The organism is Rhodococcus sp. SMB37 (genome assembly GCF_004345605.1).
GTDB lineage: Bacteria > Actinomycetota > Actinomycetes > Mycobacteriales > Mycobacteriaceae > Rhodococcus.
Map to the genome: position 1 here is coordinate 43,096 of NZ_SLVY01000023.1, position 20,839 is coordinate 63,934.

22 protein-coding genes and 1 pseudogene are annotated in these 20,839 nt (G+C 68.2%); 15 read left to right on the forward strand and 8 right to left on the reverse strand.

Going from position 1 to position 20,839, the window contains the following annotated elements; all coding sequences use genetic code 11:
• Window positions 1-57: 57 nt before the first annotated feature.
• The 3 genes from arsA to EV641_RS26605 are packed head-to-tail and all read right to left on the reverse strand — an operon-like array spanning window position 58 to window position 2,788.
• Window positions 58-1,857: an arsenical pump-driving ATPase gene (gene arsA / locus EV641_RS26595; protein ID WP_132476078.1), complete on the reverse strand. Its 1,800-nt coding sequence runs from the start codon at window positions 1,855-1,857 to the stop codon at window positions 58-60.
• 57 nt (window positions 1,858-1,914) lie between these two features.
• A complete protein-coding gene (arsD, locus tag EV641_RS26600) occupies window positions 1,915-2,307 on the reverse strand; it encodes an arsenite efflux transporter metallochaperone ArsD (protein WP_064063745.1) in 393 nt (130 codons plus the stop codon).
• Between the two features lie 58 nt (window positions 2,308-2,365).
• On the reverse strand, window positions 2,366-2,788 hold the full coding sequence (locus EV641_RS26605; RefSeq protein WP_132476081.1) for a low molecular weight phosphatase family protein: 423 nt from the start codon (window positions 2,786-2,788) through the stop codon (window positions 2,366-2,368).
• Between the two features lie 53 nt (window positions 2,789-2,841).
• Here EV641_RS26605 and EV641_RS26610 point away from each other — a divergent pair, with 53 nt between their 5' ends.
• The 4 genes and pseudogenes from EV641_RS26610 to EV641_RS26625 all read left to right on the forward strand — a co-directional run bounded on the left by EV641_RS26610 (window position 2,842) and on the right by EV641_RS26625 (window position 5,458).
• Window positions 2,842-3,255, forward strand: a complete 414-nt coding sequence (locus EV641_RS26610; protein WP_132476083.1) for a metalloregulator ArsR/SmtB family transcription factor — start codon at window positions 2,842-2,844, stop codon at window positions 3,253-3,255.
• Between the two features lie 32 nt (window positions 3,256-3,287).
• Window positions 3,288-4,328 (forward strand): ACR3 family arsenite efflux transporter, encoded by a 1,041-nt coding sequence (gene arsB / locus EV641_RS26615; protein WP_132476153.1) that lies wholly within the window; start codon window positions 3,288-3,290, stop codon window positions 4,326-4,328.
• A 25-nt stretch (window positions 4,329-4,353) separates the two neighbouring features.
• Window positions 4,354-4,996: pseudogene (locus EV641_RS26620) on the forward strand (arsenate reductase ArsC).
• A 27-nt stretch (window positions 4,997-5,023) separates the two neighbouring features.
• Window positions 5,024-5,458, forward strand: coding sequence for an arsenate reductase ArsC (locus EV641_RS26625; RefSeq protein WP_132476087.1), 435 nt, complete (start codon window positions 5,024-5,026; stop codon window positions 5,456-5,458).
• Window positions 5,459-5,590: 132 nt separating this feature from the next.
• Here EV641_RS26625 and EV641_RS26630 read toward each other — a convergent pair whose 3' ends face one another.
• Both EV641_RS26630 and EV641_RS26635 read right to left on the reverse strand, forming a co-directional pair.
• Complete coding sequence (locus EV641_RS26630; protein WP_132476090.1) at window positions 5,591-6,748, reverse strand: ATP-binding protein; 1,158 nt, start codon at window positions 6,746-6,748, stop codon at window positions 5,591-5,593.
• Window positions 6,745-7,443 (reverse strand): response regulator transcription factor, encoded by a 699-nt coding sequence (locus tag EV641_RS26635; RefSeq protein ID WP_132476156.1) that lies wholly within the window; start codon window positions 7,441-7,443, stop codon window positions 6,745-6,747. Before EV641_RS26635 ends, EV641_RS26630 begins: the two co-directional genes overlap by 4 nt.
• Window positions 7,444-7,657: 214 nt before the next feature.
• On the opposite strand from EV641_RS26635, the gene EV641_RS26640 reads away from it, so the two are divergent.
• The 5 genes from EV641_RS26640 to EV641_RS26660 all read left to right on the forward strand — a co-directional run bounded on the left by EV641_RS26640 (window position 7,658) and on the right by EV641_RS26660 (window position 13,328).
• A complete protein-coding gene (locus EV641_RS26640) occupies window positions 7,658-7,945 on the forward strand; it encodes an SHOCT domain-containing protein (RefSeq protein ID WP_132476093.1) in 288 nt (95 codons plus the stop codon).
• Window positions 7,938-9,455 carry a multicopper oxidase family protein gene (locus EV641_RS26645; protein WP_132476096.1) on the forward strand — a complete coding sequence of 506 codons (1,518 nt, stop codon included), beginning with the start codon at window positions 7,938-7,940 and terminating at the stop codon, window positions 9,453-9,455. Before EV641_RS26640 ends, EV641_RS26645 begins: the two co-directional genes overlap by 8 nt.
• 77 nt (window positions 9,456-9,532) lie before the next feature.
• Window positions 9,533-10,204 carry a DUF305 domain-containing protein gene (locus EV641_RS26650; protein WP_132476099.1) on the forward strand — a complete coding sequence of 224 codons (672 nt, stop codon included), beginning with the start codon at window positions 9,533-9,535 and terminating at the stop codon, window positions 10,202-10,204.
• Between the two features lie 271 nt (window positions 10,205-10,475).
• On the forward strand, window positions 10,476-12,449 hold the full coding sequence (locus EV641_RS26655; protein ID WP_199233401.1) for a copper-translocating P-type ATPase: 1,974 nt from the start codon (window positions 10,476-10,478) through the stop codon (window positions 12,447-12,449).
• A 39-nt stretch (window positions 12,450-12,488) separates the two neighbouring features.
• Window positions 12,489-13,328, forward strand: coding sequence for a F510_1955 family glycosylhydrolase (locus tag EV641_RS26660; RefSeq protein WP_132476104.1), 840 nt, complete (start codon window positions 12,489-12,491; stop codon window positions 13,326-13,328).
• 364 nt (window positions 13,329-13,692) lie between these two features.
• On the opposite strand, the gene EV641_RS26665 is transcribed toward EV641_RS26660, so the two are convergent.
• On the reverse strand, window positions 13,693-14,025 hold the full coding sequence (locus EV641_RS26665; protein WP_241997490.1) for a thioredoxin family protein: 333 nt from the start codon (window positions 14,023-14,025) through the stop codon (window positions 13,693-13,695).
• On the reverse strand, window positions 14,022-14,906 hold the full coding sequence (locus tag EV641_RS26670) for a metalloregulator ArsR/SmtB family transcription factor (RefSeq protein ID WP_241997491.1): 885 nt from the start codon (window positions 14,904-14,906) through the stop codon (window positions 14,022-14,024). The genes EV641_RS26665 and EV641_RS26670 overlap by 4 nt, the downstream gene beginning before the upstream one ends.
• 100 nt (window positions 14,907-15,006) lie before the next feature.
• On the opposite strand from EV641_RS26670, the gene EV641_RS26675 reads away from it, so the two are divergent.
• The 6 genes from EV641_RS26675 to EV641_RS26700 all read left to right on the forward strand — a co-directional run bounded on the left by EV641_RS26675 (window position 15,007) and on the right by EV641_RS26700 (window position 20,532).
• Entirely contained in the window at window positions 15,007-16,347 is a 1,341-nt protein-coding gene (locus EV641_RS26675) for an FAD-dependent oxidoreductase (RefSeq protein WP_059384774.1), read from the forward strand.
• Window positions 16,348-16,352: 5 nt separating this feature from the next.
• Window positions 16,353-17,588, forward strand: coding sequence for an MFS transporter (locus tag EV641_RS26680; RefSeq protein WP_132476109.1), 1,236 nt, complete (start codon window positions 16,353-16,355; stop codon window positions 17,586-17,588).
• A complete protein-coding gene (locus EV641_RS26685; RefSeq protein ID WP_132476112.1) occupies window positions 17,585-18,661 on the forward strand; it encodes an NAD(P)-binding domain-containing protein in 1,077 nt (358 codons plus the stop codon). The genes EV641_RS26680 and EV641_RS26685 overlap by 4 nt, the downstream gene beginning before the upstream one ends.
• A 170-nt stretch (window positions 18,662-18,831) precedes the next feature.
• Window positions 18,832-19,071, forward strand: a complete 240-nt coding sequence (locus EV641_RS26690) for a hypothetical protein (protein ID WP_226435577.1) — start codon at window positions 18,832-18,834, stop codon at window positions 19,069-19,071.
• Window positions 19,072-19,314: 243 nt separating this feature from the next.
• Entirely contained in the window at window positions 19,315-19,854 is a 540-nt protein-coding gene (locus EV641_RS26695; RefSeq protein ID WP_059384781.1) for a DinB family protein, read from the forward strand.
• A gap of 447 nt (window positions 19,855-20,301) precedes the next feature.
• Window positions 20,302-20,532, forward strand: coding sequence for a cold shock domain-containing protein (locus tag EV641_RS26700; protein WP_054720254.1), 231 nt, complete (start codon window positions 20,302-20,304; stop codon window positions 20,530-20,532).
• A 31-nt stretch (window positions 20,533-20,563) separates the two neighbouring features.
• Here EV641_RS26700 and EV641_RS26705 read toward each other — a convergent pair whose 3' ends face one another.
• Window positions 20,564-20,839 carry a hypothetical protein gene (locus EV641_RS26705; protein WP_132476115.1) on the reverse strand — a complete coding sequence of 92 codons (276 nt, stop codon included), beginning with the start codon at window positions 20,837-20,839 and terminating at the stop codon, window positions 20,564-20,566.

Sequence of the window (20,839 nt, forward strand, 5' to 3'; positions counted from 1 at the left end):
TTCAGGCATGTCTCACACGAACGACATGAGTGGACGACCCGGCCCGGTGCTGGCGGATCAACGCACCGGTGCCGGATGCCGTTCGGCCAGCTGTCCCAACGCGGTGATTCCGACCGGTTCGCTGACGGCCAGCGGAATCACCGCGCACCGATTGGCGAGTTCGTCCCGGACCGTGTCGATCTGCTCGAGTTCGGCAACCGCTCGCTGCCGCAGCAGCGGCGCGGTGGGCGCCGCCGCGGCCAGGGAATTGTTGACCACCCACCCCCACGGCTCGATACCAGCGCGCCGCAGATCATCCTGCAAACCGGCCGCCTCGAGCACCGGGGTGGTCTCGGCAAGAGTGACCAGCACAATCTTGGTCTGCGCCGGGTCCTGCAGCCGCATCAGCGGGGTGATGAAGCGCCCGCCATCGCCCATCTGCCGGGCGATCTCCCGGTGATACGAGCCGGTCGCATCGAGCAACAGCAGAGTATGCCCGGTCGGGGCGGTATCGACGACGACGAACTTGCGGCGTGATTCGTGGATGACCTTCGAAAAGGCCTGGAACACCGCGACTTCCTCGGTGCACGGGGACTGCAGATCTTCGGCGAGGGTGGCGCGGCCGGCGTCGTCGAGTTCGGCGCCCTTGGTGGCCAGGACCCGGTTGCGGTAGGTCTCGCTCGCCTCGTGCGGATCGATGCGGGAGACCTCGAGGTGATCGAGTTCCCCGGCGAGAGTGTCGGTCAGATGTGCGGCGGGGTCGGTGGTGGTCAGGTGCACGTCATGACCACGGCGGGCCAGCGCCACCGCGATCGCGGCGGCAATGGTGGTCTTGCCGACTCCACCTTTGCCCATGCACATCACCAGCCCGTGGCCATCAGCCTCGATCGCATCGACCAGATCCGCCAGTGAAGCATCGGCGACCGCGGCGACACCCGGTTCGGTGTCGTCGACACTCACAGCGGTGGTGGTGGTGGTGGTGTCGAACAGGGTGCTCAAAGCATCGAGACCGACCATGTTGACCGGCTTGAGCTCCACCAGATCGGTGGGCAGCGCGACGATCGCGGCGCCGCGACCCGCCAATGCTGCCTGCTCACGCTGGTACACGGCGGTAGCCAGCGGGTCGGTGTCATCGGCCGGGTCGGGCAGCACGCCGTTGACGACCACATGCTGTCTCGTCATGCCGATCGCGGCGAGTTCGCTGTGGGTGCGGGCGATCTCGGCCAGAGCGGCACGGTTCGCGCGTGCCACGAGCACCAGGCGGGTACGGCCGGGATCCGACAACGCCTCGACCGCGCCGGCGTACATGGCTTTCTGCTTGTCGAGCCCGGCCAGCGGACCGAGGCAGGACGCGTCGCCCTTGCCGTGGTCGAGGAATTCGGTCCAGTTACCGGGCAGTTGCAGCAGCCGGATGGTATGGCCGGTGGGGGCGGTGTCGAACAGCACGTGATCGAACCCGGCGACCCGGTCGTCGGGATCGGTGAGCAGAGAAGTGAATTCGTCGAACGACGCGACTTCGGTGGTGCACGAGCCGGACAACTGCTCGGTGATCGACGCGATCTCCGCTGCGGGCAACAACCCGCGGACGGGACCGACGATGCGTTCGCGGTAGGCGGCGGCGGCCTCCTCGGGGTCGATCTCGAGCGCGCAGAGCCCCGCCGCCGCGGGGACCTCGGTGATCGTGTTGCCGATGCTCAGACCGAAGACCTGCCCGACATTGGAGGCGGGGTCGGTCGAGACGAGCAGCACCTTCTTTCCGGCCCGGGCCAGGCGCACCGCTGACGCGCACGCGATGGAGGTCTTACCGACCCCACCTTTACCGGTGAAGAACACGAACCGGGGCGGGTCGGTCAGAAACGTCGGGTCGGCGGCAGCCATGAAAGCAGGTACTCCTCGTCGGATGGGTATCGGCGGGCGGGGTGCGGATCTACATGGTCAGCAGCAGGTGGACTCGCCCGGGGTGCAGCAGGAGTCGCTGTCGTCCGCGAGCCCGAGCATGGTCACCCCGGACGGCGGCGCGGGTACCTCGAGGCCGGCCCAGGTGGCGAGCTCGGTGCGGGTCGGGTAGCGCCCGGTAGCGACGGTGACGTCGTCGACGAGCACGAGCGGCAGCCCGTCCGATCCGGCGAGTTCGAGGAATTTCTTGACGGTCTCGTTGTGGGCGAACGCGAGCGGGTCGTTGGCCAGGTTGTGGCGGGTGATGGCGGCGCCCTGCTCGGTCAGCGCGGCCATGTCGGCGGTGAAGGTGACCAGGTTCTGGTCGAGGTCCTCGCCGCACACGCCGGTGTTGCAGCACAGGGCCGGTTCGAAGACTGCGATGGTGCTCATAGGTATCAGGTATTCCTTCAGTGCTCGAGGGCGAACAGAGTTTCCGGGACGAACTCGGTTATCGGGCGTCGGCGTCGGAAAGCAGCCGGGTAGCGAGCTCCTCGACGCGGACAGCGATGTCATCGCGCACCAGGCGCATCCGCTCGATGCCGTCGATGCCGCGCTCGGACGGCTCATCGGTGTCCCAGTTCTCGACGACCACCCCGGCGGGCGCATCGACGTGGGCTTCGCCGCCGAGGGTGACCACCAGGTCGACTTCGGTGAGGAGTTGCGGATCGATCGGCTTGGGGCGCTCACCGTCGATGGAGGCGCCTACCTCGTGGAGGACCTGCACCGACAGAGCATTAAGGGACGCCCCTGGGGCGGTACCGGCCGAATGGACGGTGACGCGGTCGCCGGCTGTCTTGCGCATCAACGCTGCGGCCATCTGGGATTTTCCGCCGTTCTTCACACACACGAACAGCACCGAAGCAGTGGGCACGTGGAGGTCCCTTCCCGTTTGACGACTGGATTGATAACAGTCAATATAGACGCATGTCGAATCAGCTGTCGAGTGAGGCCGAACCGTGCTGCCCGCCGCTCGCCCGTGAGCCCCTGACCTCGGATTGGGCCACCGACCTGGCCCGCATGTTCAAGGCCCTCGGTGATCCGGTGCGGCTGCGCATGCTCAGCATGATCGCCAGCCACCAGGGCGGGGAGAGCTGTGTGTGCGACATCAGCCCCGCGTTCGACCTGTCGCAACCGACCATCTCGCACCACCTCAAGGTGCTGCGCGAAGCCGGACTTCTCGACTGTGAGCGCCGCGGCACCTGGGTGTACTACCGGGTGATCCCCGCCGCCCTCGAGCAACTGTCCGCGGTGCTCGCCACCGAATCCGGGGTCCTGCCCGGATCGGCCTGCACCTGCACCTGCGCCCCGACTGAAGCCCTTCAGGAGATCGTCTCGTGACCACCACTGAACACCGGTCCGTCGCCGGCAAGATGTCGGTCCTCGACCGGTTCCTGGCCGTGTGGATCGGCATCGCCATGGTCGCCGGTCTGCTGCTCGGCCGCCTCATTCCCGGGCTCGGGGACGCGTTGAGCGTCATCGAGATCGACAACATCTCTCTGCCGATCGCGCTCGGTCTGTTGATCATGATGTACCCGGTGCTTGCGAAGGTGCGCTACGACCGCCTCGACACCGTCACGGGCGATCGCAAGCTGTTGATCTCCTCGCTCATTCTCAACTGGGTGCTCGGCCCGGCGCTGATGTTCGCCCTCGCCTGGCTGCTGCTGCCCGACCTGCCCGAGTACCGCACCGGCCTGATCATCGTCGGCCTGGCTCGCTGCATCGCGATGGTCATCATCTGGAACGACCTCGCCTGCGGCGACCGCGAAGCCGCCGCAGTACTGGTTGCGATCAACTCGGTTTTCCAGGTGATCATGTTCGCTGTGCTCGGCTGGTTCTACCTGTCGATCCTGCCCGGCTGGCTCGGGCTCGAACAGACCACCCTCGATGTCTCCCCGTGGCAGATCGCCAAATCGGTGCTGATCTTCCTCGGTATCCCCCTCGTCGCCGGCTTCTTGACCCGCCATTTCGGTGAAAAAGCCAAGGGACGTGAGTGGTACGAGGACACGTTCTTGCCGAAGATCGGCCCGTGGGCGCTCTACGGGCTGCTGTTCACGATCGTGATCCTGTTCGCCCTGCAGGGCGAGCAGATCACCTCGCAGCCGTGGGACGTGGTGCGGATCGCGTTGCCGCTGCTCGCGTACTTCATCCTCATGTGGGGTGGTGGGTTCCTGTTCGGTGCGGCAGTGGGGCTCGGTTACGAGCGCACCACGACGCTGGCGTTCACCGCCGCCGGAAACAACTTCGAGCTCGCCATCGCGGTGGCGATCGGCACCTTCGGTGTCACCTCCGGCCAGGCTTTGGCCGGGGTGGTGGGTCCGCTCATCGAGGTGCCCGTCCTGGTTGCTCTGATCTACGTCTCGCTCGCCCTGCGTAAGCGTTTCACCAGTTCTCCCGCCCCCACTGTGTCGTAAGGATCGGCCACGTCAGGAGATGTCGATGTCCCAGCACGCTGCTCAGCCAGAATTACTGATGCCTCAGGCGGTGCTGCACCGCAGTGCCGAACATCTCGCCGAGAAGTACGCCGGGGTGTTCTCGGCGCAGACCGTCGAGCGGATGGTCTTCGAGTCGTATGCGGCGCACCGCCAAGATCCATACCCATTTGCCCTCGCTGGCCACCCGCTTCGCGGGCGAACGCCTCACTGCTCTGGCGCAGGCCGAGGGCGCTATACCGAAGGATGTGCCGGAGGTGCTGTTCGTGTGCGTGCGTAACAGCGGACGTTCGCAGATGGCCGCGGCACTGCTGGCTCATCACGGCGCGGGACGGGTGCACGTGCGCTCCGCCGGATCGGCTCCTGCAGCGGCGATTCATCCTGTCGTGGTCGAGGCGATGGCCGAGATCGGGCTCGATCTCGGCGGCGAATATCCCAAACCCCTGACCGACGATGTGGTGGCAGCCGCCGATGTGGTGATCACCATGGGGTGCGGTGATGCGTGCGCGGTGTATCCGGGTAAGCGCTACCTCGATTGGTCGTTGATCGATCCGGACGACGAGTCGCTGGGCACGGTGCGCGCCGTCCGCGACGATATCGACACTCGCGTGCGGGCTTTGCTGGCCGAACTCGACACCGTTTCTGCCTGAATTCTCTTCGAAAGGACGTCTGTTTTCATGACAACTGATTCCTCGACCGATCGCACACCCTCGGTGTTGTTCGTGTGTGTGCACAACGCGGGCCGTTCCCAGATGGCCGCGGGATTCCTCACTGCGCTGGCCGGCGACCGGGTCGAGGTCCGTTCCGCGGGCTCCGCTCCGGCCGAGCAGGTCAACCCGGCCGCGGTCGCGGCGATGGCCGAAGTCGGTATCGACATCTCCGCGCAGAACCCGAAGATCCTCACCATCGACGCGGTGCAGGCCTCCGATGTGGTGATCACCATGGGGTGCGGCGACACGTGCCCGGTGTTTCCGGGCACGTCGTATCGGGATTGGGTGCTCGAGGATCCGGCCGGGCAAGAGGTGGAGGCGGTGCGTCCGATCCGCGACGAGATCAAAGCCAAGGTCGAGGCGCTGATCGCCGAGCTCGTTCCAGACGGCGCCCAAGCCTGACAGGGGTGGGCGCCGATGACAACAAACATGACGGAGGCGTTCAGTCCCTCGAGTCGAGGGTCCGCGCTCGAAGGTCGTGAGTCCACGGATTGAGATGTGCCGGATACGGCAACACCGAAGCAGGCTCCGAGGTCAGACTGCAATGACGGGCAGTTCGATCGTAAAGCGTGCCCCACGGCCCGGCCCGTCACTGTGTGCTCGGATGCGCCCGTGGTGGGCTTCGACGAGGGCACGGGTGATGGTCAGGCCGATACCGCTGCCGCCGTGTCGGCGATCACGGGCTGTATCGGCGCGGTAGAACCGGTCGAAGAGGTGGTCGAGGTGCTCGGGAGCAATGCCCTCGCCGGTGTCGGCCACCGTGATCTCCACCCGATCGCGGTTCGCTCGTCTGCTGGTGACCGTGACCGTGCCGCCACAGGCGGTGTGGCGCAGGGCATTGTCGAGCAGATTGCCCAGGACCTGGCCGAGCCGGTCGGGGTCGACCGATACGACCAGGGAGTCGTCGAGACGGCTGTGCAATTCGACGCCTGTGTTCTCGTACCGTTCGCGCACCGCATCGACCGCGGCGGTGACCAAGACGCCGGTGGTGGTGGGCACCGGCCGGATGCGGGTGAGGTGTTCTTCGGCGCGCGAGACCGCGGTGATGTCCTGGGCGAGACGCCCCAGCCGGTGGGTGGCATCGCGCAAAACTTGTCGGGTGTCGTCGTCGAGGGTGCGGACGCCGTCGTCGAGGGCTTCGAGATAAGAGTCGAGGGTCGCAATCGGGGTGCGCATCTCGTGGCCGAGGTCGGTGAGCATCCGGCGGCGGGTACTTTCGGTGGCGTCGAGACGGCGGGCGAGTTCGTTAACGGTGACGGCGAGCTCGTCGAATTCGCGGCCGAGACCGGGGCTGGACACGCGAGTGTCGTACCGGCCGCCTGCGATCCGGGCGGTCGAGGTGGTCACCGCGGTCAACGAGCGTTGAACACGGCGGGTGATGTACCAGCTCACCGCCAATGCCAGCAGCACCGCGACCGCGACCGCCAGACCCCATGCAAGGACGATCGACCAGGCGAACGCCTCTTCGACGTGCGCGGCCTGACTCGAGTTGTGGTCGATGCCGGCCTGGCCGAGGTGATCATGGAAGATCCCGGGCGCGAGGGCGGAGGCGACGAGCCAGGCGCTGGCGGCGCAGCCGACCACCACCACGGTCAAGGCGAGGAACAGCCGGGTGCCGAAACTCGATCCCGCCAGTGCCTGCTGGGGCGATGCAGCTGAACCTCGTCTGCGGTGGGGGCGCCGGGCCGTCATTGTCCGGCGCCCATCTTGTAGCCGACCCCACGCACGGTGCGCACATAGCGGCCGCGGACAGCATCGTCGCCGAGTTTGCGGCGCAGATGACCGACGTGCACATCGACCAGATGCGCGTCGCCGGTCCAGCTCGGTCCCCACACCGCCTCGATCAGCTGAGCCCGGGTGAGCACCACGCCGGGATCGCGGGCCAGCGCGGCCAGGACGTCGAACTCGGTGCGGGTCAAGGCCACCGGCCTCCCGGCGACGGTGACTTCCCGGCCGTCGACATCGAGGGCCAGGTCCCCGGCGCGGCGGATCAGGCCGGTGGCGGCGGTCTCGGCCGGTCTGGGTGCGGCGACGTGGGCGCGGGGACGGCGCAGCATGGCCTGGATGCGGGCCATCAATTCGCGGGGGCTGAACGGTTTGCTCATGTAGTCATCTGCGCCGACGGACAGCCCGATGAGGGTGTCGATCTCTTCGGTGCGGGCGGTGAGCATCACGACATAGGCGTCGGAGAACGTCCGCAGTTGCCGGCACACCTCGACCCCGTCCAGATGGGGCAGGCCGAGATCGAGGACCACGACGTCGGGGTCGACCTGTCGGGCGAGGGTGACGGCGTCGGCGCCGTCACCGGTGATCGCGGTCTCGAACCCGTCGCGTTCGAGATACGAGCCGATCAGGTTCGCCAACGGTGCCTCGTCCTCGACGACCATCGCCCGCAACCCGGTCGACGGGCGCGGCGGCGCCGCAGAGTCGCTGGTCGCGGTGGGGGTGCGAGCGGAGGAGTCCATGGCGTCCATCTTCACCAGCGGACACCGCTGTCGACGAGGCGGTGTGGCTTCTTGAGCAAATCTTCATACGACCTCCACAGGAATCCACGGGTAGGCACACCAGGCTGGAAGCACGAACCGGTGAAAGGAGGCGACCATGATGGGCTGGGCAGGTGAGCTGACCTGGACCGGATGGATCGTCATGGCCGTGTGCATGTTCGCGTTCTGGGCGGTGGTGATCTATCTGATGGCCATGATGTTCCGCACCGACCGTGCGAACGGACCCGGCCGCACCAGCCAGGAGTCCGATCCGCTTCGGCTGCTCGAGACGCGTTTCGCCCGCGGTGACATCGACTCCGATGAATTCGTGGCCCGTCGGCAGGTGCTGATGCACCCCGGCGACACCACGAAGGTCGAGCACCGGCAGGGGCATGTTCATGGCTGAGCTGGTCCGTCGATCCTTCCTTCTCGGATCAATACTTGCCGGGGCCGGAGTCCTGATGGCCTGTTCCGGGTCGGGCTCACCGACCGGTGCCCCCGTGCAGGCCTCGTCGACTGCGGTGCGCCGTCTCGAACAGCAACGCCGCATCCCGGGTCAGCAGGTGGTCTCGGCGCGGTTGACGCCGCGTCCGGTCGAGGTGGACCTTGGCGGGCGCATCGTGTCGACCTGGGGGTACGACGAGCAGCTACCGGGGCCGCTGCTGCGAGCCCGCGCCGGGGATCTGCTGCGGGTGGAGGTGGACAACCAGCTGCCGGCGGAGACGAGTGTGCACTGGCACGGGCTGGCGTTGAGCAACGACATGGACGGTGTGCCCGGGCTGACCCAGGATCCGATCGTGGCCGGCGGCCGGTTCGCCTACGAGTTCACGGTCCCGGATCCGGGCACGTACTTCTACCACTCGCATTCGGGATTGCAGCTCGATCGCGGCCTGTACGGGCCGTTGGTCATCGACGATCCGAACGAGCCCGGCGACTACGACCACGAGTGGATCGTGGTGCTCGACGACTGGCTCGACGGCACCGGCCGCACCCCCGACGACGTGGCCCGCGACCTCGGCATCGGCGCCGCCACCGGTGCCAGTGGCGACGGCGGGATGGGCGGAATGGACCACGGCGCCATGGACATGGACGGAATGGACACGGGTGAGGAGACCATGCTCTCCCCGCTGCTCGGCGGCGCCGGAGACGTGAGCTACCCGCATTTCCTGGTCGGCGGGCGCGTCCCCGAGGACCCGATCGTGTTCACCGCGACACCCGGACAGCGGGCGCGGATCCGGTTCGTCAACGCCGGCGCCGACACTGCGTTCCGCGTCGCCCTCGGTGGGCACCGGATGACCGTCACCCACACCGACGGCTTCCCGGTCGTGCCGCAGGACACCGATGCGCTGCTGATCGGGATGGGCGAGCGTGTCGATGTGCTCGTCACTCTCGGCGACGGCGTGTTCCCGTTGTTCGCGCAGGCGGAAGGCAAGACCGGGCACGGGCAGGCCCTGGTGCGCACCGCCGTCGGCGAGTTGCCCGCACAGTCGCGACCCGGCGAGCTGGACCGGCAGGTACTACTGGGCACCGATCTGGCGCCTCGGGAGTATGTGCGTCTGGCCGAGAGGGAGCACGATGTGTATCACAGCGTGGATATGGGCGGGACCATGTCGCCGTACCGGTGGACTCTTAATGGCCGCGCTCATCCCGATATCCCACCGCTGAACGTGGCCGAAGGGCAGCGGGTGCGGATGCGGATGCGGAACATGTCGGACATGTTCCATCCGATGCATCTGCACGGACACACCTTCGCGCTCACCGACACCGGCCTGCGCAAGGACACTGTCACGATCGGGCCGATGCGCACCGTGGAGATCGAATTCGACACCGACAACCCGGGCCAGTGGGCGCTGCACTGCCACAACGCGTATCACCAGGAAGCCGGGATGATGACCACCGTGTCCTACCTGGCCTGATCCCCGCATGCGGACCGGCCGTGTCCGGACTTCGGTGCCATGGCGGTCTGTGACCGTTCGAGAAAGGACCACATCCCATGAACAACAAGAAGTTTCTCGCCGTCGGCGCCACCGCCCTGGCGGTGGTGTTCGCCGCGGCTGCGTGCAGCGACACCGGGACCGGCACCACCGTCGCGACCTCGCCGGCCACGACCTCGGCCACCGCCACCTCGGCAGCCGACGAGGCCGCGGCGCACAACGACGCCGACGTGATGTTCGCGCAGATGATGTTGCCGCACCACAGTCAGGCGATCGAGATGAGCGACATGCTGCTGGCCAAGCAGGACATTCCCGCGGACGTGACCGCCCTGGCCGAGCAGATCAAGGCCGCTCAAGGCCCGGAGATCGAGCAGCTCGAGTCCTGGCTCGAGCAGTGGGGTGAGCCCACCGCGATGCCCGAGACAGGCCACGACATGCCCGGCATGGACGAGGGCATGGACGGTATGGACGGTATGGAGGGGATGGAGGGGATGGAGATGGAAGGGATGATGAGCGAGGAGGACATGCAGGCGCTGTCCGAGGCACAGGGCGCCGACGCCGCTCGCCTGTTCCTCGAGCAGATGATCGCCCACCACGAAGGCGCAGTCGACATGGCGCAGACCGAGATCGAGGACGGACAGTTCCCCGACGCGGTAGAGATGGCCCGCACCATCGGCGACACGCAGCAGCAGGAGATCGAGACCATGCGGCAGCTGCTGACCACCCTGTAACCGGGCGCCGCCCGGTTCCTCTCGGCCCGTTCGCCATCCCAGGAGGCTTTCGATGTCGCACCCGCAGCACGGACACCCCCACCCGGACCCGTCGCCCGCCGGACACAATGACGGCGCCGAGGTCCAGAGCCCGCCACCCGACGAGCATGATGCGCACGCCGGGCACGGCGAGCACCTCGCCCACGTCGGTCACGACACCCACCCTGAGCACGACGCTCATGGCGGCCATGGTGGGCACGATCGGCATGCCGGGCACGGGGCACACGGGGAGATGTTCCGCCGCCGGTTCTGGGTGTCACTGGTGCTGGCGATACCGGTGGTGTTCTTCAGCCACATGGTCGCCGACCTGCTCGGCTACACCATGCCCGACTTCCCCGGCGCCATGTGGATTCCCCCGGTACTGGGCACGGTGATCTTCGTCTACGGCGGCACCCCGTTCCTCACCGGCGGCTGGGCCGAACTACGCTCTCGCCGGCCCGGGATGATGCTGCTGATCGCCATGGCGATCACCGTTGCGTTCCTCGCGTCCTGGGTCACCACCTTGGGTCTCGGCGGGTTCGACCTGGACTTCTGGTGGGAACTCGCGCTGCTGATCGTGATCATGCTGCTCGGGCACTGGCTCGAGATGCGCGCTCTCGGCTCGGCGTCGGGCGCCCTCGACGCGCTCGCGGCGATGCTGCCGGACACCGCAGAGAAGATCACCGATACCGGCACCGCCGACGTTCCCTTGTCGGAACTGGCGCTCGGGGATCTGGTACTCGTGCGGGCCGGGGCGCGGGTGCCCGCCGACGGCACCGTCACCGACGGCCGTGCCGAGGTCGACGAATCGATGATCACCGGCGAATCCAAGGCCGTCACCCGGCAGGTAGGCGACACCGTGGTCGCCGGCACCGTCGCGACCGACAGCGCCCTGCGGGTGCAGATCACCGCCGTCGGCGAGAACACGGCCCTGGCCGGTATCCAACGGATGGTCGCCGACGCCCAGGCCTCCTCGTCCCGTGCCCAGGCGCTGGCGGACAAAGCCGCAGCGTTCCTGTTCTACTTCGCCACCGTCGCCGGCATCCTCACCTTCACGATCTGGACACTGCTCGTCGGCAACGTCGACGAAGCGGTGGTCCGCACCGTCACTGTGCTCGTCATCGCCTGCCCCCACGCACTCGGGTTGGCGATCCCGCTGGTGATCGCGATCTCCACCGAACGCGCCGCCAGATCCGGGGTGCTGGTCAAAGACCGGCTCGCGCTCGAACGCATGCGCACCGTCGACGTGGTCCTGTTCGACAAGACCGGCACCCTGACCCAGGGCCGGCACCAGGTCACCGGCATCGCCACCGCCCACCAAGTCACCGACGAGCATCTGCTGGCGCTGGCGGCGGCGGCCGAAGCCGACAGCGAGCACCCCGTCGCCCGGGCCATTGTCGCCGCCGCCGACGATCGGGTGCCGGCCAGTAAGCGGATCGTCGCCACCGATTTCCGGTCGCTGCCCGGCCGCGGGGTGCGCGCGCTCGTCGACGGCGCCGAAATCACTGTCGGCGGCCCGGCGATGCTGGCCGATCTGCGGTTGTCGGTGCCCACCGACGTCACCGCCGTGACCCAGCAGTGGGTAGCGCGCGGGGCGTCGGTGCTGCACATCGCCGAAGGCGACCGCGTCCTCGGGGCCGTGGCGCTCGAGGACGCCGTGCGCGAGGAATCCCGTCAGGCCATCGACGCCCTGCACGCCCGCGGGGTGAAGGTCGCGATGATCACCGGCGATGCGCGGCAGGTCGCCGACGCGGTAGCCGCCGACCTCGGGATCGACGAGGTCTTCGCCGAGGTACTACCCGAACACAAGGACGCCAAGGTCACCGAGCTGCAGAATCGTGGGCACACGGTCGCGATGGTCGGCGACGGTGTCAACGACGCCCCGGCTCTGGCCCGGGCTGATGTCGGTGTCGCGATCGGCGCCGGCACCGACGTCGCCATCGAATCCGCCGGGGTCGTGCTGGCGGCGAACGATCCGCGGGCGGTGCTGTCGATCATCGCGCTCTCGCACGCCAGCTACCGCAAGATGTGGCAGAACCTGGTGTGGGCCACCGGCTACAACATCATCGCCGTGCCACTCGCCGCGGGTGTGCTCGCATTCGCCGGCGTCGCGATCTCCCCGGCGGTCGCCGCGATCCTCATGTCCGTCTCGACCATCGTCGTGGCGCTCAACGCCCAGCTGTTGCGGCGCCTCGACCTCGACCCCACCCGCCTGGCTCACACCTGAGCCGGCACCCGATCGATCCGAAACGAGTTTCTGCTTCTCATGTCGAGTTTTCCCCCGCGCCGGTGGGCGCGTGTCCTGGTGCCTGTTGCTGCGGTGGCTGTGCTCGCCGCTTGTGCGACCGGTGAACAATCCACCACGACCACCGAGTCGGGGGTCGCATCGGAGGTGCCTGGCACAGCGTTGGAACCGGCCCTGGATCATCTGCACGGTCTGCACCTCGATTCCGGCGGTGTGGTGCTGGCCGGTACCCACACCGGTCTCGTCGAGATCGCCGACAGCGGGCGCACCACCCGCGTCGGCGTATCCGACGACGACTTCATGGGACTGACCGGCGCTCCGGGAACTGACCGTCTCTTCGCGTCCGGGCATCCGGGACCGTCGAGTTCGGCGCCGAATCCGTTGGGGCTGATCGACAGCACCGATGGCGGCCGCACCTGGACGCCGACATCCTTGAGCAGCGAGGTGGATTTTCACGCTCTTGCTACGGACGGTGCGCTGTTGGTCGGCTTCGATGGCGTGACCGGATTGCTGATCTCCACCGACGGTGGCAGCAGCTGGACCGCGGGCGCTCCGGTGGCTGCGGCCGCGCTCGCCGTCACCGACGCCGGGGTGTGGGCGACCACCACCGCCGGACTCCAGCACAGCACCGACGCCGGACTCACCTTCACCGTGGTGCCCGACGCCCCACCGCTGGCGTTGCTGTCCGCCGCGCAGGACGGCTCAGTGTGGGGTATCGACACCGCCGGCACCGCGTGGCGCAGCCGCACCGGCCAGGCCTGGGAGCAGCACGCGGTGGTCGGGCCGGTCGAGGCAGTGCTCGCCGTCGACTTCGACACCGCCTACGCCGCGACCGCCCAGATGCTCTATCCGCTGAACTGACCCCGGAGGAGCACTGGTCCGGATCCTGCGGAACTGCAGAGGAATCCAGTGGTGACCACGCTGTCCAGCGTGGTCCTCTCCGATTCCGATGTGTCAGGCAGCGATCGGCAGCAACTGCGGCCCCGAGACTGCGCCCAGAGTGGACTCAATTCCTTTTCCGTTCAGTAAGCGATCGCGTGGCGGGTGTGCGGGATCGGACGCGCCGAGTGGGCTGCCCGTGACAAACGGGTACGGGGTATAGCAAGCCCAAGGGCAAAGTGGTGGCCGGGACACCGGTGTGTTCGGCGAACTGGGAGATCAGCATCGTGCTCACTCCTCGACGGTAAACCTTCGAGTCGACTCGAAGGTCAAGCCGATGCCAGGTCTACCGGTGTTCGGCGTGCCGCAGCACGGTGATCAGATCGGCGGTGCTCGGAGCACCGTCGAGCCCGTCGGCGGTGCGGTAGACGCGGCAGGTCAACCCGACGCCCTCGGTGAGGCCGAACGGATCGGTCCCGTCGATGCGGATGGTCGGGGATCCGGGGAAGGCGACGCGTTCGGCGGCCTCCGGGGTCTCGATACGGCGCAGCCGGATCGGGGTACCGGCGTTGCCGGTCGCTGCCAGGGCCTCGGCGAGGCGGTCTCGAGCCTCCTCCCAGTTCGGGCAGCCGTCGAAGTACAGCAGTTCGATGTCCATCTCCACCCGCGTCGCTCTCACTGGTTCTCGGTGGCGGGAACGGTCTCGGAGCGGCGTTCGAGCAGCACGGTGTCGCGCCAGATGCCGTCGAGCCGGCCGATGCGCTCGCGCACACCCACGGTGCGGAAACCCGCCGAATGGTGCAGCGCCAGGCTGGCCCGGTTCTCCGGGAAAATCGAGGTCTGCAGCGTCCACAATCCGCCCTGATCGGCGGCGATGACCTGGGTGCGCAGCAGGGCCTTGCCGACGCCGCGCCCGCGCATGCCGTCGCCGACATACACCGAATTTTCGGCCACCCCCCGATAGCACTCGCGGTTCGATACCGAGCTCGAGGCTGCCCAGCCGACGACCTGTCCGTCGATCTCGGCGACCCAGCGATGCTCGGGCAACCACTGGCTCTCGAGGTGGTCGCGGCTGGGGACTTCGGTGGTGAACGTCGCGGCGCCGGTGGCGATGCCGTCGGCGTAGATGCGGCGCACCGCCTCCCAGTCACCGCCCGCAAGTGGGCGCACGGCCACATCGGCCGGGACATCCTCGGGGCAGCACGGGCGGGCGGTGAGCACCCCCATGACCGCGTCGGCAGCACTGGGCAGGTCGCTGCAGCAGCTCGGGTTGACCCGCACCACGGTGCTGGTGCCCTGTTTGCCGGTGATGACGAAGCCGACGTCGGCGAGTTTGCGGACGTGATGGGAGATGGTGGGCTGGCCGATCCCGAGCCTGTCGGCGAGCTCGCCGACGGTGATGCCGGACGGATGGGCGGCGACGTGGTGCAGCAGCCGCACCCGCGTGGGTTCGGCCAGGCAGGCGAACCATCCGGCGTAGGTGGCCGCATCCTGCGGGCTCAGGGCGTCGAAGTCCACCTCCGCGCCAGGAGCGGTGATCGGTAAGCCGAGTGCTGTCATACCCCCACTGTATCGATCAGCATCGATGGTTGCATACATCGACGACCATCGATACTCTGACAGCAGCTTAGATCGATACCCATCGATGAAAGGATCTGTCATGAGCGAGTTGCCCATCGTCGTCGTCGGAGCCGGACCGATCGGCCTGGCCGCCGCCGCCCACCTGCGCGAACGCGGCCTCGAACCGCTGGTACTCGAACGCGGCGACGTCGTCGGAGCCGCCATCACGCAATGGCACAGCGTCCGCACCTTCTCCCGCTGGGCCGAACTGATCGACCCCGCCGCCCGCCGCCTCCTCGACACCACCGGCTGGAAGGCCCCCGACGACGACGCCTACCCCACCGGCCAGGACTGGACCGGGCAGTACCTGAGCCCGCTGGCCACCGCCCTCGGCGACGCGGTCCGCCTCGATCACGAGGTCGTCGGCATCGCCCGCCGCGGCCGCGACCGCATCGTCGACGCCGGCCGCGACACCGAACCACTGTCGGTGCACATCCGCCACCGCGACGGCACCGACACCCGCCTGCTCGCCCGCGCCGTCATCGATGCCTCCGGCACCTGGAGCACTCCCAACCCCCTCGGCGGCGAAGGCCTGCCCGCCCTCGGTGAACGCGCCGCAGCCGAGACCATCACCTACCGCGTCCCCGACCTGGGCGACGATGCGGTGCGCACCCGCTACGCCGGCCGCCACACCGTCATCGCCGGCAGCGGCCACTCGGCACTCAACGCAATCGTGGCGCTGGCCGAGCTCGCCCGCACCGCCTCCGGCACCCGCCTGACCTGGGCGGTGCGCCGCGGCGAGGTCGGCGCCGCGTTCGGCGGCGGCCAGGACGACCAACTGCCTGCCCGCGGCGCCCTGGGACTGCGCGCGAAAAAGGCCGTCGACGACGGGCTGCTCACCGTGGTCACCGGGTTCCGCACCGCCGCCGTCGAACCCGCCACCGACGGTCAGGTCGCGGTGGTCTCCGATACCGGAGCCCGCCTCGAGGCGGTGGACGAGATCATCGCCTCCACCGGCTTCCGGCCGGACCTGTCGTGGCTCTCGGAAATCCGTCTCGACCTCGACCCGGTGCTGCAGGCCCCGACCGCGCTCGCCCCGCTGATCGACCCGAACGTGCACTCGTGCGGGACCGTCTACCCGCACGGCGTCGCCGAGCTCACCCACCCCGAACCCGGCTTCTATGTGGTCGGGATGAAGAGCTACGGTCGGGCCCCGACGTTCCTGGCGATGACCGGCTACGAGCAGGTCCGCAGCATCGCCGCCGCCCTCGCCGGTGATCATGATGCCGCCGCCCGCGTCGAGCTGACCCTGCCCGAGACCGGAGTGTGCGGCGGCGCCGGAGTGTTCGACGACCCCGCCGCCGACACCGCCGACGCGGGTGGGTGCTGCGGCCCCGCGGAGCCGGCGTTGGTCACCCTCTCCGCCCGCGCCGGCGGATAACGCCGGTGACCGACACCTCGATCCGCCCGCAGCCCGGTGCCCTCACCGGGGCCGGGCTGCGGCGGGTGCTGGCGGTGCTGTGCCTGACCGAGATCACCAGCTGGGGCATCCTGTACTACGCGTTCCCGGTCCTGTCGGTCTCGATCTCTACCGAGACCGGCTGGTCGCCCACGGCGATCACCGCGGCGTTCTCGCTCGGTCAGCTCGCCACCGCGCTCGCGGGTATCCCGGTCGGGCGCATCCTCGACCGGGTCGGACCGCGCACGATCATGACCGCCGGCTCGGTCCTCGCCGTCCCCGCGCTGGTCCTGATCGCGCTCGCCCCCACGCTGCCGGTGTTCTACGCCGGGTGGCTGCTGGCCGGCACCGCGATGGGCGCGGTGCTCTACCCGCCGGCGTTCGCGGCGCTGACCCGCTGGTACGGCGACCGCTCCGTCCACGCCCTGATGATCCTGACCCTCGCCGCGGGGTTGGCCAGCACCATCTTCGCCCCGTTGACCTCGGTCGTGGATCAGCAGTCGGACTGGCGCACCACCTACCTGGTTCTGGCGGTGATCCTCGCCGCGATCACCATCCCCGGGCATTGGTGGGGACTATGCGGATCCTGGCCCGCCGCGACCCCGCCGGCGAACGGCGCGGACCTAGGGCACCGGGAGATCGCCCGCAGCCCCGCGTTCCTCGCGCTGGTGGGCGCGTTGGCTCTCGGTGCGTTCACCGCCTTCGCCGGGGTCTTCAATCTGGTGCCGTTGCTGCTCGAACAGGGCTTCTCCCCGTCGGTGGCGGCGGTGACGCTCGGGCTCGGCGGCGCCGGACAGGTCCTCGGCCGCCTCGGCTATCTGACCCTGGTCGCCCGTACCAGCGTCCGCAGCCGCATCGTGGTGATCCTGGCCGGGACTGCGGCAACCACCGCGCTGCTCGGGGCGGTGACCACGGCCGCGGCGTTGATCGGCGCGGCGATCGGCGCGGGACTGGTGCGCGGATTGTTCACCTTGATCCAGGCCACCGCCATCACCGACCGGTGGGGCTCGACCCACTACGGGCGGCTCGGGGGGCTGATGTCCGCCCCGATCGTCCTGGTCATGGCGTTGGCGCCGTGGGCGGGAACCGCCCTGGCCGGCGCGACCGGCAGCTACGCCACCGCTTACCTCGTCCTCGCAGTCGTTGCCGTGATCGCCGCGCTCCTCGCGGTCGCGTCCGTGCCGCGGCTGACCCCCACCGACACCCTCGAAGGAACACCATGACCGACTATGACGCTCTCGTCGTCGGCGGCGGCCAGTCCGGCCTCGCCGCCGCCCACGCCCTGTCTGCTCGAGGCCTGCGCACCGGACTGCTCGAAGCCGGCGACGAGCCGGTCGGGGCCTGGCCGCACTACTACGACAGCCTGACCCTGTTCTCCCCGGCGAAATACAGCGCCCTGCCCGGCCTGGCGTTTCCCGGCGATCCGGACCGCTATCCGCGGCGCGACGAGGTGATCGACTATCTGCGCCGCTACGCCGCCGGACTCGACGTCGACATTGTGACCGGCTCCCGCGTCGAGACCGTCACCTGCGAGCGGGGCGTCTACACCGCCCACACCGCTGTCGGCGGCAGTGTCACCGCGCCGATTCTGATCGCGGCCACCGGCTATCTCGGGTCCCCGAATATCCCACCGCTGCCGGGGCTGGACACGTTCGGCGGCACGGTGCTGCACACCGGCGACTACCGCGACCCCGCTGCACTCACGGGCCAGAACGTGGTGGTGGTCGGTGCCGGTAACTCGGCGGTGCAGATCGCCACCGAACTCGCCGAGGTCGCTACTGTGACTCTGGCCAGCCGCCGACCGCCGAAGTTCCTGCCGCAGCGGATCTTCGGCCGTGATGTGCACTTCTGGCTCACGGTCACCGGAGTCGACCGCGCCCCCTTGGGGCCGTGGCTGCCTGCGTCGCCGACCCAGCAGGTCCTCGATACCGGCCGCTACCGGCGTGCCCTGGCCAGCGGCAACCCGCAGCCGCGGCCGCTGTTCACCGGCCTCGACGACCGCCGGGTGTTCTGGCCCGACGGCGCCGCCACCACCGCCGACACCGTGCTGTTGGGTACCGGTTATCGCCCGCACCTGCCCTATCTGACCGGTCTCGGCGCTCTCGACGAGACGGGCCGGCCCCGGCACCGGCAGGGTCTCTCCACCACTCATCTGGGGCTGGGGTATGTCGGTCTCGAATGGCAGCGCAGCCTGTCGTCGGCGTCGTTGCGCGGGGTCGGCCGCGACGCCGGCCGGGTCGCCGATCGTGTGGTCGCCGCCGCCCGGTCCCGCCGCGCACTGCCTATCCGTCCCTGACCGGCGCTGCGTCCATAGATGTTCACGGAAACGGTGACACCATGGACGGCACACCGCCCGTCCCCTCGGGGGCGGGTTTACCTATCTCTCGTGCGATCCGTCGCCGATTCGAGACGGTGGGCGGCATGTCTGCCGCCGCATGCCCGCATCCGCGTTTACCATCTGTCTCAATGAGAACCCGCGTCGTCGAACGGGTTCCGGCCGACACGACCGCGGGAGCGGCGCTGATGGACATGGACGAACAGTTGCACCAGCTGGCGTGGCAACTCCAGCACAACGGACACGACTGGAGTGAAGTCGCCGCCGAGCTCGGCTGCGACGAAACCGTCGCCCGGGCCATGGCCGACCGATACCTCGCCGACTCCGAGACTCGAGCACAGAAGGACCAATTCTCGCTGTTCGATCTCTGAGCGGCGCACGTCATCCCGCGCTGCTGCTGTTACGCCAGCCGTCCGGCGGTCACGACACGGCGATCCGCGCCGCGCCACTGCGGCAGGTACGTCCGACGTGGCATCCGAGGGTCGACGGGGGCGCTATATCGATTCGCGACATGAGACTGAATTCGGCCGGCAGTTGTGGAGGCCGCCCGGGAGGGGGAAGTCTGGTATCGACGGCCATCGAGTGCCGTCGGCTCCCTGGACAGGTGGTGGATCATGGGCCATTCCGAGCGGGTGGACAGGGCCGCTATCGCCGGCGAGCTCGAACGCACCCGTGTGCATCTGCACCGGCTCCTCGCCGACGCTTCCGACACCTCGTTGCGGAGTCGATCGGCGGGGACGCGGTGGACCAACGAGCAACTGTTGTTCCACATGGTCTTCGGGTACATGGTGGTGGCGGCGCTGCTGCCCTTGGTGCGGATGGTCAGCCGGCTGCCCGCCGGAGTGGAGCGTCGATTCGCCCAGGTCCTCGATGCCGGTACGCGGCCTTTTGACGTGGTGAATTACTACGGTTCATGCGCTGCAGCCCTGGTGTTTGACCGGAACCGGATGGGCACGAAAGCCGACCGGGTCATCGGTGCGCTGAGCCGCCGACTGCAACGCGAATCGGAGCAGGCGTTGGGACGGGGAATGTTCTTCCCGGTGCGCTGGGACCCGTTCTTCACCGATTACATGACCATTGGTGAGCTGTACCGATATCCCGTCAGACATTTCGATTTCCACGAACGACAGCTCACTCTCGATCGTCCGCATTGAGTCAGAACTCAGGCTTCGAGGCAGCAGACTCTTCGATTCGGTTCTCGCGGCTTGGGCACAGGACCGAAACATCGTCCGGGATGCCTGAGGATTCCGACAAGATCGTGAGAATCCCTGACTGACACGAAATTGGAAAGCCGCAGGCCCGTGCGCCGCACTACTGACACCTCCGGCGGGAACCTACATGAGACTTCCCACTGGGATGTCAGTGCGGCGAACAGGGCTTTTCCCGAAGGGTGTCAGTGGGTTTTCCCACTTGATGTCAGTGAAGTCCCGTCCGAGCCTGATCCGGAATGCGCGCCGACCTGGGCCTTGCGAGCGAGCGGTGTCTGGTTCCTGGTCCGAGGGAGCAATGCTTCCGGTGACCGGCTCCCTCTCCCACCGGGAGTCTGATCGGTATTGCATGACTTCATGCGGCGAATCAGGGAGTAGAGGCATGCTCGGCAGATGACTTCACGAGGTGTTGTGCGTTTGTGGCATCGCGAGGACGGATGGGGTGTTCTCGAGTGCGCGGAGACTCCGGGCGGCTGCTGGGTGCACTTCAGCGAGGTCGAGGTCCCGGGCTTCCGCGCACTCGATCCGGGACAGCAGGTCGACTTCGAGTGGCAGCGGTCGAGTGGCCTAGTGGAGGGGTTGGTCTTCGTAGCTTCCCAAGTGCGCCCAGTTTCTGCCGAGTGACTGGACGAAAGCGGGGCGCCGACACCGGGAGTCAGGGAGCGTCCAGGGCGAGGTTGAGGATGCCGGTCCGGTAGAGCCAGCCATCGCGCCACCGGTGCAGGGCCGGGATCGTCAACCCGCACGTGGCTGCGGTGCGCCGCAGCCTGCCGGTCCTCCCGACTGCCTCGATGAACAGTGTGCCGGTGGGGTTGGTGCGCGTTCGTTGGAAGATGGCGGCGGCGTGCAGCAACGGTCGTGCCGGCTGGGGGATCACCCAGAGGCGCAGGTCGGTGGGGCGTGCAGCAGCGGATGCGCCGACGGTGATCAA

Bases quoted from the DNA above. Each gene is read 5' to 3' on its own strand.
- arsA (WP_132476078.1), bottom strand. From the start codon at position 1,857: ATGGCTGCCGCCGACCCGACGTTTCTGACCGACCCGCCCCGGTTCGTG.
- arsD (WP_064063745.1), bottom strand. From the start codon at position 2,307: ATGAGCACCATCGCAGTCTTCGAACCGGCCCTGTGCTGCAACACCGGC.
- EV641_RS26610 (WP_132476083.1), top strand. From the start codon at position 2,842: ATGTCGAATCAGCTGTCGAGTGAGGCCGAACCGTGCTGCCCGCCGCTC.
- arsB (WP_132476153.1), top strand. From the start codon at position 3,288: ATGTCGGTCCTCGACCGGTTCCTGGCCGTGTGGATCGGCATCGCCATG.
- EV641_RS26625 (WP_132476087.1), top strand. From the start codon at position 5,024: ATGACAACTGATTCCTCGACCGATCGCACACCCTCGGTGTTGTTCGTG.
- EV641_RS26630 (WP_132476090.1), bottom strand. From the start codon at position 6,748: ATGACGGCCCGGCGCCCCCACCGCAGACGAGGTTCAGCTGCATCGCCC.
- EV641_RS26635 (WP_132476156.1), bottom strand. From the start codon at position 7,443: ATGGTCGTCGAGGACGAGGCACCGTTGGCGAACCTGATCGGCTCGTAT.
- EV641_RS26640 (WP_132476093.1), top strand. From the start codon at position 7,658: ATGATGGGCTGGGCAGGTGAGCTGACCTGGACCGGATGGATCGTCATG.
- EV641_RS26645 (WP_132476096.1), top strand. From the start codon at position 7,938: ATGGCTGAGCTGGTCCGTCGATCCTTCCTTCTCGGATCAATACTTGCC.
- EV641_RS26650 (WP_132476099.1), top strand. From the start codon at position 9,533: ATGAACAACAAGAAGTTTCTCGCCGTCGGCGCCACCGCCCTGGCGGTG.
- EV641_RS26655 (WP_199233401.1), top strand. From the start codon at position 10,476: ATGTTCCGCCGCCGGTTCTGGGTGTCACTGGTGCTGGCGATACCGGTG.
- EV641_RS26660 (WP_132476104.1), top strand. From the start codon at position 12,489: ATGTCGAGTTTTCCCCCGCGCCGGTGGGCGCGTGTCCTGGTGCCTGTT.
- EV641_RS26670 (WP_241997491.1), bottom strand. From the start codon at position 14,906: ATGACAGCACTCGGCTTACCGATCACCGCTCCTGGCGCGGAGGTGGAC.
- EV641_RS26675 (WP_059384774.1), top strand. From the start codon at position 15,007: ATGAGCGAGTTGCCCATCGTCGTCGTCGGAGCCGGACCGATCGGCCTG.
- EV641_RS26685 (WP_132476112.1), top strand. From the start codon at position 17,585: ATGACCGACTATGACGCTCTCGTCGTCGGCGGCGGCCAGTCCGGCCTC.
- EV641_RS26690 (WP_226435577.1), top strand. From the start codon at position 18,832: ATGAGAACCCGCGTCGTCGAACGGGTTCCGGCCGACACGACCGCGGGA.
- EV641_RS26695 (WP_059384781.1), top strand. From the start codon at position 19,315: ATGGGCCATTCCGAGCGGGTGGACAGGGCCGCTATCGCCGGCGAGCTC.
- EV641_RS26700 (WP_054720254.1), top strand. From the start codon at position 20,302: ATGACTTCACGAGGTGTTGTGCGTTTGTGGCATCGCGAGGACGGATGG.